Origin of the sequence: Amycolatopsis sp. BJA-103, assembly GCF_002849735.1 — a bacterium.
Lineage (GTDB): Bacteria > Actinomycetota > Actinomycetes > Mycobacteriales > Pseudonocardiaceae > Amycolatopsis.
In genome coordinates this window covers 2,635,597-2,649,929 of sequence record NZ_CP017780.1, presented here as the reverse complement: position 1 = coordinate 2,649,929, position 14,333 = coordinate 2,635,597, and the positions used below count along the sequence as shown (strand labels likewise).

The following is a 14,333-nucleotide window of genomic DNA, read 5'->3' as shown; positions in this document are numbered from 1 at the left end:
GAACATGAACCGACTTCATGTTCGTGGCGGGGACGCTACGTGATGGGCCTCACGGTCGCAACCCACGAACGGCCGGGGGCTGAAGGGCGCTTTCCCCGCATGCGACGCGGCGAAGGGCGCTTTCCCCGCATGGGATGCGGGGAAAGCGTCCTTCAGCTCCAGCTAAGAGAGGGTGTCGGCGACCTTCGCGAGCGTGGCGGCATCGCCCCTCAGCAGCAAGGTGGTCACCACGGTTTCCTCCCAAGCGGCCAGTTCGTCGCGGATCTTCTCCGCAGGCCCGATCAGCGAGGTGTCCTCGACCAGCGACGTCGGGATCGCGGCGATCGCTTCGTCCTTGCGCCCGGCCAGGTACAGCTCCTGGACCTTGTCGGCGACGTCCTCGTACCCCATCCGGGCGAAGACGTCGTGGTGGAAGTTGACCGATTTCGCCCCCATGCCACCGATGTAGAGCGCCAGCGACGGCTTGATCCAGCTCGCGGCCTCCTCGACGTCGTCGTGGACGAGCACCGGGACGGACGCCGCGACCTCGAAGTCGTCGAAACCGTGCCTGGCTTCCGGGCGCGAGAAGCCCTCCTGCAGCGCCGTCCGGTAGAAGGCGTCGCTCTTGGGCGAGAAGAACAGCGGGAGCCAGCCGTCGCAGATCTCCGCCGACAGCGCCACGTTCTTCGGCCCCTCGGCGGCGAGGAAGATCGGGATCTCCTTGCGGAACGGGTGCACTGTGGACTTCAGCGCCTTGCCGAGCCCGGTTCCGCCCTGCAGCGGCAACTGGAAATGCTGCCCGTCGTGGGTCACCGGCGCCTCACGCGCGACGACCTTCCGCACGATGTCGACGTACTCGCGGGTGCGGGCCAGCGGCTTCGGATAGGGCTGCCCGTACCAGCCTTCGACCACCTGCGGCCCGGACGCGCCGAGCCCGAGCACGAACCGGCCGCCGGACAGATGGTCCAGGGTCAGCGCGTGCATGGCCGTCGCGGTCGGGGTGCGCGCCGACATCTGGACGATGTTGGTGCCGAGCTTGATCCGGCTGGTCGACGCGCCCCACCAGGCGAGCGGGGTGAAGGCGTCCGAACCGTAGCCCTCGGCGGTCCACACGGAATCGAAGCCGAGTTCTTCGGCCTTCAGCACCGCGTCCAGTGCGCCCTCGGGCGGACCGGAGGACCAGTAACCGAGGTGGTAACCCAGCTTCATCGAGGCTCCTAATCAGACGTTCGGCGAGTAGTGCTCGGGTTTGCCCCGCTCCGAAAGCGGCGGAAGGTTCCTCGCGGGAGTCTCGACCAACGGCGCGTCCGTGGCCAGTTCGCCACGCTCCCGGCGCCAGCCCGCCCTGGCGCGAGGGTGGTAGCGACGATCCCGCGGGACCAGCCTGAACGCCGCGTTGATCAGTTTCCCGGTCCGCCGGTGCCGTCGTTCGTCGCGTTCGGTCCAGGTGTACCCGAGCCGTTCGCGGATCGGCGGGTCGTACAAGCCGACGGTCAGCCAGACGAAGTTCCGCGCGACCTGCCCGCGCACGAGCTTCCACGCAAAATCCGGCAGCCACGGCAGGAAATGCGGTTTCGGGAGGTCTTTGATGTCGAGGACGTCGCGCGTGGCCTTGTTGTCCTCCAGGACGTCCTCGCACATGCGCTTCCAGTACAGCTGGAAGTCCTCCCACGACTCCGGCACCGGCCGCATGCTCATGCCGTACATCTCGTACCACTGGACATGCTCGTCGAACAGCTTCCGCTTCTCGGCCTCGCCGATACCGCCGACGAAGTTGTCGGCGATGAGGATCGCGCTCATGAAGAACGTCGAATGCGCCCAATAGAAGGTGTCCGGGTTGAGCGCGTGATAGCGGCGCCCGTGTTTGTCGATGCCCTTGATCCGATCGTGGTAACCGCGCACTTCCAGCGCGGTCCGCCGGGCGCGCGGGCCGTCGTAGATCACTCCCCCGATCGGGTACAGCGAGCGGAACAGCCGTTGCCAGCGCTCCTCGAAGAACCGCGAGTGCTCCTCGACGCCCGCGCCCAGCTCGGGGTGCATGTTCTGCATGGATCCGGCCCAGAGCGCGATGAGCAGCCCACGCCAGTCGCCGAAGTACTTCCAGGTCAGCGAATCCGGTCCCAGCGGCCGCGGCTGCGTCATCCCCGGTCTCCTCAATGAGCTGGTTAAATTGACCACAACTGTTGTCAGGTTAAAGTTGACAACGGCCGTAGTCAACATCGCATTCAGGACGAGGAGCCGATCATGGCCGGCCGCAGCTGGGCAGGCACGACCCTGGACGACCGCAAGGCCGCGCGGCGGGAACAGCTCGTCGACGCGGGCCTCGACCTGCTCGGCACCCAGGGCAGCGCCGGGGTGAGCGTCCGCGCGGTGTGCCGTCACGCCAAGCTGACCGAGCGGTACTTCTACGAGAGCTTCACCGACCGCGAGGAACTGGTCGTCGCGGTCTACGAGCACATCGCCGAGCAGGCGCGACAGGCCCTCGTCGACGCCGTCAGCGACACGGCCGAACCCGCGGAACGGGCGAAGGCCGCCGTCCGCGCGTTCGTCGGATTGATGCTCGACGACCCGCGCAAGGGCCGCGTGCTCCTCCTCGCGCCGATCACCGATCCCGCGCTGACCACGCGCGGGGTCGCGCTCCTCCCCTCGTTCGCGGAACTGGTCAGCGGGCAGTTGTCCCACGGTGACGCGGCCGAACGACAGATGATCTCGATCGGGCTGGTCGGCGCGCTGAGCAACGTGTTCATCGCCTATCTCGACGGCTCGCTCAAGGTGAGCCGCGAGCGCCTGATCGACCATTGCGTCCGCCTCGTGCTCGGCGCCGACGCTCAGCCCTGATCCCGCTCGGCGGCCAGTTGCAGGGCGATGTCGATGATCATGTCCTCCTGCCCGCCCACGTACTTCGCGGCACCGACGCGGTAAAGGATTTCGTGCGCCGGGACGTCGTACCGCTCGGCGGCGCGCTCCGCGTGCAGCAGGAAACTCGAGTACACCCCCGCGAAGCCCTGCACGATCGACGACCGGTCCATCACCGGCAACCGCGTGATGTAGGGCTTCACGACGTTCTCGGCCGCGTCCATCAGCACGTCCTTGTCGACGCCGGTGCGGATCCCGAGCCGTTCGAACGTCGCCGCGAGGACCTCGGTCGGCGAGTTCCCCGCGCCCGCGCCGAGCGCCACGAGCGAACCGTCGATCTGCCGGGCGCCCGCGCGATAGGCGAGCACCGAGTTCGCGACGCCGAAGCTCAGGTTCTGGTGCCCGTGGTAGCCGACCTGCGCCTGGTCCCCGAATTCCGCCACCAGTGCGGCGACCCGGTCGCCCGCGTCCTCCAGGATCAGCGCGCCCGCGGAGTCGACGACGTACACGCACTGGCAACCGGCGTCGACCATGATCCGGCCCTGTTTCGCCAACGCCTCCGGCGTGGACATATGGGACAGCATCAGGAAACCGACCGTCTCCAGCCCGAGGTCCCGTGCCGCGCCGAAGTGCTGGACGGAGACGTCGGCCTCGGTGCAGTGGGTCGCGATCCGGACCGCGCCCGCGCCGAGGTCGGCCGCCGCCCGCAGGTCCCCGACCGTGCCGAGTCCCGGCAGGAGCAGCACCGCGATCTTCGCGTGACGTGCTTCGTCGACCGCGGCGGCGATCAGCTTCCGTTCGTCGACCAGGGAAAAGCCGTAGTTGAACGTCGAGCCGCCGAGCCCGTCGCCGTGGCTGACCTCGATCAGCGAGATCCCGGCGTCGTCCAGTGCCCGGACGGTGTCGCGCACGTTCTTCTCGGTGAACTGGTGCGCCATCGCGTGGCTGCCGTCGCGCAGGCTCGTGTCGACCAGCCGGACCGCGCGATCGATCTCGTCCCACTTCACGCCGCCACCCCCTGAGTGGCCAGCAGGTCGCCGACGCGGGCGGCCGCGGCGGTCATGATGTCGAGGTTCCCGGCGTACTTCGGCAGGAAGTCCCCGTTGCCGGCGACCTCCAGGAAGACCGCGACCCGTGCCTGCCCGCTCCAGCCCTGCCGGGGTGGGTCGTACTGGGGATCCGCCTTGAGCGTGTAGCCCGGCACGTATCCCTGGACGGTCTCGACCATCCGGTGGACGGATTCGGTCACCGCGTCGAAGTCCGCGTCGGGGTCGATCGCGCAGAACACCGTGTCGCGCATGATCATCGGCGGTTCGACGGGGTTGATGATGATGATCGCCTTGCCCCGGCTCGCTCCCCCGACGAGCTCGATCCCGCGCGCGGTCGTCGCGGTGAACTCGTCGATGTTCGCCCGGGTGCCGGGCCCGGCCGAGCGGGACGAAACGGACGCGACGATCTCGGCGTAGGGCACCGGCGTCACCCGGGACACCGCTTGCACGATCGGGATGGTGGCCTGGCCGCCACAGGTGATGAGGTTGACGTTCGGCACGTCCAGCCGTTCGGGCAGGCCCACGGCGGGGCAGGTGAACGGGCCGACCGCGGCCGGGGTCAGGTCGATCGCGCGGATCCCGGCGGTGGCGTAGCGCGGCGCGTTCGCCAGGTGCGCCTTCGCCGAGGTCGCTTCGAACACCAGGTCCGGCAGTTCGTCGCGGGACAGCAGCCAGTCGACGCCCCCGGCGGACGTCTCCAGTCCCAGTTCGGCGGCCTTCGCCAGCCCGTCCGAGTCCGGGTCGACGCCGACCATGTACCGCACCTCGACGTGGTCGCTGCGCCTCAGCTTCGCGAGCAGGTCGGTTCCGATGTTCCCGGGACCGACGATCGCGGCCACCGCTTTCCGTTGCGCCATGTCAGGTGACGCTTCCCGAGCGGATAGGGCACACTCAACCCATGCGTGCCGCTGGGCGGAACGACGACCCGGAACGAACCGGAGCGGACGGCCTCGTCGCCGCCCGTGTCACCGCGCTGCTCTCGGCCTTCCGGCCCGGCGACGACGCCCTCGGCGTTTCCGAGCTGGCGCGGCGGACCGGACTGGCGAAGTCGACCGTCCACCGGCTCACCGGCCACCTGGTCGCGACCGGGCTGCTCGAACGCGAGGACTCGGCGCTGCGGCTCGGGCTGAAGCTGTTCGAGATAGGCCAACTGGCGGTACGGCGCCGTGGACTGGTCGAGGCGGCGCGCCCGTACCTCGCCGATCTTCGCGAGGCGACCCGGAACACCGTGCATCTCGCGGTCCTGGAAGGCACCGAGGTCGTCTATCTCGACATCCTGCGCGGACCGGACGCACCGTCGCTGCCGTCCAGGATCGGCGGCCGTTTTCCCGCGCACGCCACCGGCGTCGGGAAAGCGATCCTCGCGTTCTCTCCGGAATCCGTTGTGGCGCAAGTAATCGATGCCGGATTGCCCCGCGTCAGCGTCCGGACGATCACCGCCGCCGGTCTTCTGCGCCGTCAGCTCGCCAAGGTGCGCGGCGACGGGATCGCGTTCGAACGGGAGGAGTCCGGCGTCGGCGTCGTCTGCGCCGCGAGCCCGTTGCTCGACACGAAAGGCGTTGCGGTGGCGGCGTTGTCGATCTCCGGCTGGGCGAATCGCATGCACACCAACCGCGTCGCGCCCGCCGTCCGCACGGCCGCGTTGGCACTGTCCCGTACTTTGTAAGAAATTCTCCACGACCGCAAGGTTTTCGCGCCCGGATGGAGCAGTCGCGAACCCTTACCGGAGCGGGATTCCGGGACTACGCTTTCGCGGGTGGCCCAGCACCGGGGGGACGCGCCACCGGGCCGAGCCCCCGCCAGTATCGACGGCCGTCGCCGGGTGGAGACGGCCGCCAGGCGCCTGCTGTCCATCGACGTCGTCCTCACCCTCCTCGTGGTCACCGGCGGCGTGCGCGTCCTCGATCTGGCGTCGACGGCACCTGCTCCCGCCACCGAACCGGCGACCGTCGCCCACGTCTTCGCCCTGAGCCACCTCACTTCCTTCACCGGCACCGGCGGCACCGGGACGTCACCGTTCGGCTGGGCGCAGCTCGCCGGGTACGCACTGGTGTCGCGAGCGTTCGAGCGGAACCTCGTCCCGGTCACGGCGGTCCGCGAGACGATGGTCGTCGCGGCCGTGCTGTGCGCGGTCCTGCTGTGGATCCTCGCGCGGCGGCTGGGCCTGCCGTTCTGGGCGGCGACCACGGCCGTCGTGCTGATGGCGGTGTCGCCGCTCGCGATCGGGCTGCAGCGGGTGGCGATCGTCGAGCATCTCGCCGTCACCTGGGTACTGGCCGCCCTCGTCCTCGCCGCGACACCCCGCGAGCGAGCACGGCCATGGCATGACGTCCTGGCCGCGTTGTGCCTGCTCGCGGCCGTGCTCACGGCACCGCTGGCCTTGCTGGCGCTGCCCGCGGCGGGCTGGCTGCTGGTCCGGCGGCGCGAGGACTCGCGGGTCGCGTTCACCGCCGTGGTGTTCACGCTCGGTCTCGGCATCGCTTTCGGCCCGGCGGGCCCGGCGCTGCGCCCGGAACTACCCGAACCAGGGCCGCCGGGGATCGCCGCCTGGGTCGCGCTGGATCCGGTGTTCGTCGTGCTGTCGATGGTCGCGATCGTCGCCGGGATGGTCCTGCCCCGCACCCGTCCGCTCGCCGTGTCGGCGCTGCTGATCGCCGCTGTCCTCGCCTTGCCCGCGATCCCCGTCGAACTCCCTCTCGCACTCCTGGTCCCGCTGACCCCGCTGCTCATCGCCGAGGTCGCGGCCACGGTCGCGGCGGGCAGACGGCCAGCCGGGCACCGCCTGGTCCCGATGCGCCATCCCGTGTCCGCTCTCGTGCTGGCCGCGGTGCTGACCCTCGTTTCGGTCGCCGGCTGGGTGCACGGTTTCGGCAGGCTGAGCTCGGCGCCGTCCGGCGGGGTCGCGCTCACGCAGGCACGGGAATGGTTGCGGGACAACGCTTCCGGCGCCGTCGTCCTGGTCGACGACGCGAGCTGGACCGAACTCGCCGCACACGGCTGGCCGACCGGTTCCCTGATCACGATCGGCTCCTGCGCGGCGACCTGCGCGACCCCGGAGTGGGCCGTGCTGACCGCCTCCGGGCAACGCGACGGACCGCGTTTCCCGGCAGCGTCGGCGTTTCTCGCCGGTACCGCCAAGGTCGCCGTCTTCGGCTCGGGACCGGACGCGATCACCGTCTCCCGCGTCGGCGAATCCGCGGATCCGCTCGGCGAGACCGAGGAGTCCGGAGCGCGCACCCGCGCCGGTGCGGCCTTGGCGTCGTCGAAGCAGGTTCAGTGCGAGGGACGCACTCGCGACGCGCTGAACGCGGGCCAGGTCGATCCCCGGCTCATCGCCACCGTAGCCGCCCTTGCCACCTTCCGGCCCATCCGCCTGGTCGACTTTCCTTCCGCCACCGGCGAAGTCGCCGCAGGTCAGCCGCTACGCCGTCTGGTCGTCTCCGGTAACGACGAAGCCGCCATCGCCGACTTCTACACAGGCCAGCGCGCCACCTTCGAACCCGCGTCCGTCACCCGGGTGCCGGGCGGGGTGCTCGTGACGTACCCGCTGTTCCCGCCGCCCGGGCTGCTCACGCCGTTCTCCGCGCCCTGATCCCGGCAACGAAAGGTCCCCGCCATGCGTCCCCTCACGGCTCTGCTGAGACCCGCCGGCGTGCTCGCCGCAGCCCTGCTGCTGCTCGGCGGTGTGCCGCTCACGGCGAACGCCGCCCCCGGTCCGGGTGTCGGCTGGATCCGCGTCGGGCATCTCTCCCCCAAGGTCCCGCCGGTCGACGTCTACTTCGCCGCTTTCGGGAAGCCCGAGAAGGTCGTCGTCCGCAAGGCGGGCTACGGCGCGGTGACGCCGTACTCCTCGGTGGCTCCCGGCGCGTACACCGTTTCGATGCGGCCCGCCGACGCGGCCGCATCCTCTCCGCCCGCGCTGAGCGCGACGATCGAGATCAAGGAAGCGAGCGCGTACTCCCTGCTGGTGTTCGCGAACGGACCCGGCGGCGGTCTGAAGGGCGATCTGGTCCAGGACGACCTGACCGCGCCCGCGGCGGGCAGCGGGTGGGTGCGCGTCGTCCAGGGTTCGGCCGCGCTGACCCCGGTGAGCATCGCCGGGCCGGACGGGAAAACCGTGGCGAGCGACGCCGCGTACGGTGTCACGACGCCGTACATCGACCTCCCTGAAGGACGCTGGCCGCTGAAGCTGACCTCCAACAGCGCGACGTCGGAGTCCACAGTGGACGTCAAGGCCGGGTCGACCACCAGCTTGCTGGTGACGGAGAACGGAACCGGGCTGAAGACCGAGCCGATCGCGGACGGCGCCACCCTGCCGGACCCGCCGAAGCTCGGCGTCGAGACCGGTGGCGGCGGGACGTCCTCGAATTCGTTGCCATGGTGGACTTTCGCGGCGCTCCCGGTGCTGGCCGCGCTGGCTCTCCTGGCGATCCGGCGGCGCCCGGCGCATGATCGCTGACCGTGTCGTATTCGTCCTCTTAGGACTCGCCGCGCTCACCGCTTGCGCGCCCGCCGCGACCCCTCCGCCCCCGGCGGCGACGGTCGCGCCCGCGGTGTCCGGCCCGCTTCCGCTCCCTGCGAGGGCAGAGGTGTCGCCGGTCCGGCTGACCATCCCGGCGATCGGGTTCGACCAGACCGGGCTGATCCCGCTCGCGCTCGGCGCCGCGGGCGAACTCCAGGCGCCCGAACGGTTCTCCGACGTCGGCTGGTACGAGGACGGTCCGGTGCCGGGCGACCCCGGCCCCGCCGTCCTCGCCGCGCACGTCGACTCGCGCACGGGACCGGCGCCGTTCTTCCGCCTGCGCGAACTGCACTCCGGCGACGAAGTGCGGGTCTCGCGGTCCGACGGAGGCGACGTCGTGTTCCGGGTCGACTCGGTCCAGCACTATCCGAAGAACGAGTTCCCGACACAGGCCGTCTACGGCCCCGCGCCGGGGAGTGCGCTCCGGTTGATCACCTGCGGCGGAAGCTTCGACGCGGCGAAACGGTCCTATCGGGACAACGTCGTCGTGTACGCCTCACAGCGCTGGGACTAGTCCCCTGCGCACCAACTCGGGCCGGACGCCTTCACCGAACCAGTACGCCTCCTCCAGGTGCGGGTATCCGGAGAGGACGAATTCCTCGATGCCGTGCGCGTGGTACTCCTCGATGAGATCGGCGACCTCACGGTGACTGCCGACCAGCGCCGTACCCGCGCCGCCACGCACCAGACCGATCCCGGCCCACAGGTTCGGGTGGATCTCCAGCCCGCGGACGCCGCCGTCGGTGTTCCCCTTGTTCAGCGCCGCCATGCGCTGCTGACCGACGGACTCACTGGCGGACAGCTGTTTCTGGGTGTGGGCGATCCGCTCGGGGTCGATCGCGTCCAGCAGTTTGCCCGCCTCGGCCCAGGCCTCCGCCGACGTGTCACGGGAAAGCGTGTGTAGCCGGATGCCGAAGCGGAGCTTCCGGCCCTGTTCCTCGGCGAGCTCACGGACCTTCGCGATCTTCTCGGCGACCTGCGCGGGCGGCTCGCCCCAGGTCAGGTAGACGTCGGCGTGCCTGGCCGCGATCGGCAGCGCCGCCGCGGAAGAGCCCCCGAAGTAGATCGGCGGAATCGGGTCCGGGGCCGCGCGCGAGGTCGCGCCCTCGACTTTCAGGTGCTCGCCGTCGAAGTCGAACGGCTTGCCGCTCCACACTCCTCGCACGATCTCGAGGAACTCGCCGGTGCGGGCGTAGCGCTGGTCGTGGTCGTGCCAGTCGCCGAAGCGGCGCTGCTCGACCGCGTCGCCGCCGGTGACGACGTTGAGCAGCACGCGGCCCTGCGAGATCCGCTGGAACGTCCCGGCCATCTGCGCGGCGAGCGTCGGCGAGACCGTCCCTGGTCGGAACGCGACCAGGAACTTGAGGGTTCTCGTCTCGCGGATCAGCGCCGCGGTCGTCAGCCAGGCGTCCTCGCACCAGGTCCCGGTCGGGGTCAGGACCCCTTCGAAACCGTTGGCTTCGGCGGCGCGGGCGACCTGGGCGAGGTACTCGAGACTCGGCTCGCGGGCCGCGTTCGCGCCGGCGTCGCGACTGGCGTGGAAGTGCTCCACGATCGTCCGGCCGTCCCCGGTGGTGGGCAGGAACCAATGCAGCTTGAGCGTCACGGTTCCGAGCTTCGGCTTCCGGGGCGGGCCGGGTCAATCGGCGGGCCTCGCGTCCCGCGATCTGGACGCCTGCCGCCCCGCCTCGCTCAGCCGCCGAACATCAGCCGCCATTCGTCCGGAGACTTCGGCTGGAACACGAAGTTCGTGTCCTTCACCCGTGAAAGGTTCGCCGACGGTTCGGCCGAGTACTGGTGTCCTGGGTAGATGACCGGATCCCCGTCCAGTCCGGCGAGCCACTGCAGGCTCCGGTAGATCGCTTCCGCATCACCGCCGGGGAAGTCGGTCCGTCCGCAGCCTTCGAGGAACAACGTGTCACCCGAGACGAGCCGGCCGTCGACGAGGAAGCACTGGCTGCCGGGCGTGTGTCCCGGCGTGTGCAACAGGCGGATCGGCACCGCGCCGACCTCGAGGACCTCGTCGTGTTCGTGCGAGCGCAGATCGGCTCCGGAGACGCCGGTGGTGCGGCGGACCCATTCGGCTTCCGCGCCGTTGACGTGGATCGGCACCTGGACCCGCTCCAGCAGTTCGGCGATCCCGGGCAGTGAGAAGCCCATCATCTCGCCGCCGACGTGGTCGGGGTGGTGATGCGTGGCGAGGACGCCGGTGAGCCGCATGCCGTCGGATTCCAGCAGGTCGAGCAGATCACCCACGGCGTACGCCGGGTCGACGACGACGGCCTCGTTCGTCTCTCTGTCGCCGATCAGGTAAGCGAAGTTGACCATCTGCGTCGCGACCGGATCCCCCACCGCGAAGTCACGGCCCGCGAGCAACTGCCGGAAGTACAGCCTGTCAGCCATGCGCACACCTTACGGCGCTATTCGCCGACCGTGCCGTCGGCCAGCTCCCGCAAGACGTCCAGGTGCCCGACGTGCCGCGCGGTCTCCTGCAGGACGTGCGCGAGCACCCATCGGACGGTGAACTTCCCCGACCGGCGCGCCCGCTCGTCCGGCGAGACCCCGGCCAGCGACGACTCCGAAAACGCCCACTCGGCCCGGTAGGCCTCGACGACCGAGCGCGGGTCGTCCGCATCGGCCAGGTCCCAGCTCGGATCCGGTGAGCCTTCCCACAGCGACGGCAGGTCTGCGCCGCCCGCCTCGATCGAAAGCCACCAGCGCTCCACCGCGGTCAGGTGTTTGAGCACTCCCAGCGCGCTCGTCCTCGGGGACGCGGGCAACGGCGTCGCGGCCGCCTGTTCCCTGGTCAGCCCCGCGACCTTGTTCACCGCGGTGGCGCGGAGGAAGCGCAGGAAGTCCCACTGGATCCCGGCCTCGTCTTCGGCGATGGCGTCCGGCCAGGACCGATCCACCGGCCCGGCGACACTCGAACTCGTGTTCGACATCCGACCACCTTACACATCGGACAGGACTAGGCTGACTCTCCATGTGGTGGGGACTTGTCTGCGCGTTCTTCGCGGCCTGTGCGTACGGCGTCGCTTCGGTGATGCAGGCGATAGCCGCGAAGGCGACTTCCGGTGACGAAGATCGTGTCGACCCCAAGCTCCTCGTCCGCGTGCTGCGGCAATGGAAGTTCGTCGCGGGCCTCGCGCTGGACGTCGTCGGTTTCGTCGCGCAGCTCGCCGCCCTGCGCGTGCTGCCGCTGTTCGTGGTCCAAGCCGCGCTGGCGGGAAGCCTCGCCGTGACGGCGGTCGCGGCGCGGACGCTCGGTGTCCGATTGGGACGTCGCGAGTGGACGGCGGTGGCGGTCGTCTGCGCCGGGCTCGCGCTGCTCGGCATGTCGGCGGAGAGCGAGGGCTCGGCGGCGACCGGGCTGGGCTTCCGGCTCGTGCTGGTGGGCGCGGTGATCGTGCTCGGCACCGCCGGGATGCTCGCCGGCCGCGCGCCGCGGCGGATCCGGACACCGGCGCTGGGCCTGATCGCCGGGCTGTGCTTCGGCGTGGTCGCCCTTTCCGGCCGCGTGCTCACCAGCCTCGCCCCGCTGGACCTGCTGACCGACCCGGCCACCTACACGCTCGCCGTGGCGGGCGCGCTGGCGATGTTGTTCTACGCCACCGCGCTGCAGCGGGGCAGTGTCACCACCTCGACCGCGATGATGGTGATCGGCGAGACCGTCTTCCCTTCCCTGGTCGGCGTGATCGTGCTGGGCGACACCACGAGGCCCGGCTTCGCGGCCGTGGCGGTGGTCGGGTTCGCCCTCGCGGTTTCGGCGGCGCTGGCCCTCGCCCGCTTCGGCGAACCCGCGCCGATCGAGCCGGTCAGCGCGCAGACCGGCTGACCCCGCGCCGGGACACCAGCAGCCAGGCCAGGTACAGCCCGCCGATCGCCCCGGTCACGAGACCGACGGGCAGCCCGGCGAACAACTGCTGGGTGATCAGGTCGCTCATCACCAGCAGGAGCATGCCCATCAGCGCGGCCGCGGCGAGCCCGGGTCCGGACGAGCGCGTGAGCCGTTTCGCCAGCTGAGGCGCGGCGAGGGCCAGGAACGCGATCGGACCGGCGGCCGCCGTCGCGATCGAACACAGCCCGACGCTGACACCGAGGAGCACCAGCCTGCTCCGTTCGACCGGCACGCCGAGCCCCTTGGCCGAGTCGTCGCCCATCTCCAGCAGGGAAAGCCTTCTGCCGTAGACGAAGGCGGGCGGGAGCAGGACGGCGATCGCGATCGCCACCGGCACGACGTGCTCCCAGCCGCGTCCGTTCAGCCCGCCGACCAGCCAGGCCTGCGCCGCCAGGCCGTCCTGCTGGGCGGCCCGGGTGATCAGGTAGGAGTTGAACGCGATGAGCATCGCGTTCACGCCGATCCCGACGAGGATCAGCCGGAAGGCGTGCACGCCGCGTTTGAACGCGAGCAGCGCGATCAGCGCCGCTGTCACCACTCCGCCGACCAGCGCGCCGAAAGAGACTTGGAGCATCCCGCCGTGCACCACGACGATCGTCAGCAGCGCGCCGGCTGCGGCGCCTTCGGTGAAGCCGATGAAATCGGGGCTGCCCAAGGGATTCCCGGAAAGACTCTGCAGGATCGCGCCACTGACCGCGAGCGCGCCGCCGACCAGCAGCGCGGTCAGCAGCCGCGGCAGCCGCAGGGTGGTCACGATGAACTCGGTGCTCCGGTCGCCGAAACCGAACAGCGTCTGGATGACCTCGCCGACGGACAGCGGGTAGTCGCCGGTGGTCATGCTGACCGCGCCGACGAAGAACACGGCGACGGCCAGCACGACGACGACGATCGCCGCCCTCGGGGTGACCCGCAGGGAAAGTCCGCCGCCCGGGGTGCGCAGGACGCGGGTGCTCATCGGTGGGTGCTCCTTGATCGCGGTCACAGCCGGGCCAGCTTCCTGCGTCGGCAGAGCGCGATGAACACCGGCGCCCCGAGGAACGCGACCACGATGCCCGCCTGCAGTTCCTCCGGTGGGTTCAGCACGCGGCCGACGACGTCGGCGCCGATCAGCGCGATCGGCGCGAGCAGCATCGAGTACGGCAGGACCCAGCGCTGATCCGGGCCGACCAGCAGCCGCGCGGCGTGCGGCACGGCGAGACCGAGGAACAGGACCGGCCCGATGGCCGCGGTACCCGCGCCGCAGAGCAGCATCACCACGATCGCACCGAGCACCCGGGTGCGGCCGACGTGGGCGCCGAGGGCCTTGCCGGTCTGGTCTCCGAGCGCGAGGACGTTGAGCGGCCGGGCGAGCAGCAGCGCGATGATCGCGCCGACCACGACGAACGGCGAGATCTGCCAGAACACGTCCCATTTCCGGCCGCTGAGCGAGCCGACGTTCCAGAACCGGAACTGGTTGAACGTCTCGGGCATCAGCAACAGGACACCGACGATGTAGGCCTGGAGCACCGCCATCACGGCCGACCCGGCGAGCACGAGGCGATCCGGGGTGGCGCTGCGCCCGGCCGAGCCGAGGACGTACACCAGGACCGAGGCGAGCGCCGCGCCCGCGAAGGCGAACCAGATGTAGCCGAGCACGCTGGTGACACCGACGAAAGCGATCCCCGAGACGACCGCGGCCGCGGCGCCGGTGTTGACCCCGAGCAGGCCGGGGTCGGCGAGCGGGTTCCGGGTGAGCGCCTGCATCACCGCGCCCGCCAGGCCGAACGCCGCGCCGACGACGACCCCCAGCAGGGTCCGCGGGATGCGGAGGTCGTGGATGATCACCGCGTCGGTCGAGCCGTCGTTGTGCCACAGCACCGACCAGGTGGAGGTGAACGGGATGCTCTTCGACCCCACCCAGATGCTGAGCAGGAACACGAGCGCCAGCAGGGCGAGCCCGAGCACCAGACCGCCCGCGCGGAACGTCCGCGCCGCCGTGCCCGGCGGGGACGCCGCCGCGGGCGCGCGTTCGGTGACGACCACGGAA

Annotated in this window: 15 protein-coding genes; 6 read left to right on the top strand and 9 right to left on the bottom strand. The window is 70.5% G+C overall.

Going from position 1 to position 14,333, the window contains the following annotated elements; translation table 11 throughout:
- Window positions 1–162: 162 nt before the first annotated feature.
- Entirely contained in the window at window positions 163–1,188 is a 1,026-nt protein-coding gene (locus BKN51_RS11145; RefSeq protein WP_101607566.1) for an LLM class F420-dependent oxidoreductase, read from the bottom strand.
- Between the two features lie 12 nt (window positions 1,189–1,200).
- Window positions 1,201–2,121 (bottom strand): oxygenase MpaB family protein, encoded by a 921-nt coding sequence (locus tag BKN51_RS11140; protein ID WP_101607565.1) that lies wholly within the window; start codon window positions 2,119–2,121, stop codon window positions 1,201–1,203.
- A 102-nt stretch (window positions 2,122–2,223) separates the two neighbouring features.
- Between BKN51_RS11140 and BKN51_RS11135 the strand changes: the two genes are divergently transcribed.
- Window positions 2,224–2,817 (top strand): TetR/AcrR family transcriptional regulator, encoded by a 594-nt coding sequence (locus BKN51_RS11135; protein WP_101607564.1) that lies wholly within the window; start codon window positions 2,224–2,226, stop codon window positions 2,815–2,817.
- Here BKN51_RS11135 and dmpG read toward each other — a convergent pair.
- Window positions 2,808–3,842 (bottom strand): 4-hydroxy-2-oxovalerate aldolase, encoded by a 1,035-nt coding sequence (dmpG, locus tag BKN51_RS11130; RefSeq protein WP_101607563.1) that lies wholly within the window; start codon window positions 3,840–3,842, stop codon window positions 2,808–2,810. The two genes, BKN51_RS11135 and dmpG, sit on opposite strands and share 10 nt — an antisense overlap.
- Complete coding sequence (locus tag BKN51_RS11125) at window positions 3,839–4,741, bottom strand: acetaldehyde dehydrogenase (acetylating) (RefSeq protein WP_101607562.1); 903 nt, start codon at window positions 4,739–4,741, stop codon at window positions 3,839–3,841. Before BKN51_RS11125 ends, dmpG begins: the two co-directional genes overlap by 4 nt.
- Window positions 4,742–4,782: 41 nt before the next feature.
- Here BKN51_RS11125 and BKN51_RS11120 point away from each other — a divergent pair, with 41 nt between their 5' ends.
- The 4 genes from BKN51_RS11120 (at window position 4,783) to BKN51_RS11105 (ending at window position 8,920) form a co-directional block, all read left to right on the top strand.
- Complete coding sequence (locus tag BKN51_RS11120) at window positions 4,783–5,550, top strand: IclR family transcriptional regulator (protein WP_101607561.1); 768 nt, start codon at window positions 4,783–4,785, stop codon at window positions 5,548–5,550.
- A gap of 90 nt (window positions 5,551–5,640) precedes the next feature.
- Window positions 5,641–7,476: a glycosyl transferase gene (locus tag BKN51_RS11115; protein WP_101607560.1), complete on the top strand. Its 1,836-nt coding sequence runs from the start codon at window positions 5,641–5,643 to the stop codon at window positions 7,474–7,476.
- Window positions 7,477–7,500: 24 nt separating this feature from the next.
- Window positions 7,501–8,343, top strand: coding sequence for a DUF4397 domain-containing protein (locus BKN51_RS11110; RefSeq protein ID WP_101607559.1), 843 nt, complete (start codon window positions 7,501–7,503; stop codon window positions 8,341–8,343).
- On the top strand, window positions 8,333–8,920 hold the full coding sequence (locus BKN51_RS11105; protein WP_101607558.1) for a class F sortase: 588 nt from the start codon (window positions 8,333–8,335) through the stop codon (window positions 8,918–8,920). Before BKN51_RS11110 ends, BKN51_RS11105 begins: the two co-directional genes overlap by 11 nt.
- Here the strand turns inward: BKN51_RS11105 and BKN51_RS11100 are convergent.
- From BKN51_RS11100 to BKN51_RS11090, 3 genes are all read right to left on the bottom strand, one after another.
- A complete protein-coding gene (locus BKN51_RS11100; RefSeq protein WP_101607557.1) occupies window positions 8,903–10,012 on the bottom strand; it encodes an LLM class flavin-dependent oxidoreductase in 1,110 nt (369 codons plus the stop codon). The two genes, BKN51_RS11105 and BKN51_RS11100, sit on opposite strands and share 18 nt — an antisense overlap.
- An 86-nt stretch (window positions 10,013–10,098) precedes the next feature.
- Window positions 10,099–10,809: an MBL fold metallo-hydrolase gene (locus BKN51_RS11095; protein WP_101607556.1), complete on the bottom strand. Its 711-nt coding sequence runs from the start codon at window positions 10,807–10,809 to the stop codon at window positions 10,099–10,101.
- 17 nt (window positions 10,810–10,826) lie between these two features.
- Complete coding sequence (locus tag BKN51_RS11090) at window positions 10,827–11,351, bottom strand: DinB family protein (RefSeq protein ID WP_168214310.1); 525 nt, start codon at window positions 11,349–11,351, stop codon at window positions 10,827–10,829.
- 41 nt (window positions 11,352–11,392) lie between these two features.
- On the opposite strand from BKN51_RS11090, the gene BKN51_RS11085 reads away from it, so the two are divergent.
- Window positions 11,393–12,244 carry a DMT family transporter gene (locus BKN51_RS11085; protein WP_101607555.1) on the top strand — a complete coding sequence of 284 codons (852 nt, stop codon included), beginning with the start codon at window positions 11,393–11,395 and terminating at the stop codon, window positions 12,242–12,244.
- On the opposite strand, the gene BKN51_RS11080 is transcribed toward BKN51_RS11085, so the two are convergent.
- Both BKN51_RS11080 and BKN51_RS11075 read right to left on the bottom strand, forming a co-directional pair.
- Window positions 12,225–13,262 (bottom strand): FecCD family ABC transporter permease, encoded by a 1,038-nt coding sequence (locus tag BKN51_RS11080; protein ID WP_101613174.1) that lies wholly within the window; start codon window positions 13,260–13,262, stop codon window positions 12,225–12,227. The genes BKN51_RS11085 and BKN51_RS11080 overlap by 20 nt on opposite strands.
- Window positions 13,263–13,285: 23 nt before the next feature.
- A complete protein-coding gene (locus tag BKN51_RS11075) occupies window positions 13,286–14,329 on the bottom strand; it encodes a FecCD family ABC transporter permease (RefSeq protein WP_101613173.1) in 1,044 nt (347 codons plus the stop codon).
- Between the last annotated feature and the right edge of the window lie 4 nt (window positions 14,330–14,333).

Coding starts and splice junctions, on each gene's coding strand:
- BKN51_RS11105 (WP_101607558.1), top strand. CDS start 8,333: ATGATCGCTGACCGTGTCGTATTCGTCCTCTTAGGACTCGCCGCGCTC.
- BKN51_RS11145 (WP_101607566.1), bottom strand. CDS start 1,188: ATGAAGCTGGGTTACCACCTCGGTTACTGGTCCTCCGGTCCGCCCGAG.
- BKN51_RS11125 (WP_101607562.1), bottom strand. CDS start 4,741: ATGGCGCAACGGAAAGCGGTGGCCGCGATCGTCGGTCCCGGGAACATC.
- BKN51_RS11140 (WP_101607565.1), bottom strand. CDS start 2,121: ATGACGCAGCCGCGGCCGCTGGGACCGGATTCGCTGACCTGGAAGTAC.
- BKN51_RS11120 (WP_101607561.1), top strand. CDS start 4,783: ATGCGTGCCGCTGGGCGGAACGACGACCCGGAACGAACCGGAGCGGAC.
- BKN51_RS11110 (WP_101607559.1), top strand. CDS start 7,501: ATGCGTCCCCTCACGGCTCTGCTGAGACCCGCCGGCGTGCTCGCCGCA.
- BKN51_RS11095 (WP_101607556.1), bottom strand. CDS start 10,809: ATGGCTGACAGGCTGTACTTCCGGCAGTTGCTCGCGGGCCGTGACTTC.
- BKN51_RS11080 (WP_101613174.1), bottom strand. CDS start 13,262: ATGAGCACCCGCGTCCTGCGCACCCCGGGCGGCGGACTTTCCCTGCGG.
- BKN51_RS11135 (WP_101607564.1), top strand. CDS start 2,224: ATGGCCGGCCGCAGCTGGGCAGGCACGACCCTGGACGACCGCAAGGCC.
- BKN51_RS11090 (WP_168214310.1), bottom strand. CDS start 11,351: ATGTCGAACACGAGTTCGAGTGTCGCCGGGCCGGTGGATCGGTCCTGG.
- BKN51_RS11085 (WP_101607555.1), top strand. CDS start 11,393: ATGTGGTGGGGACTTGTCTGCGCGTTCTTCGCGGCCTGTGCGTACGGC.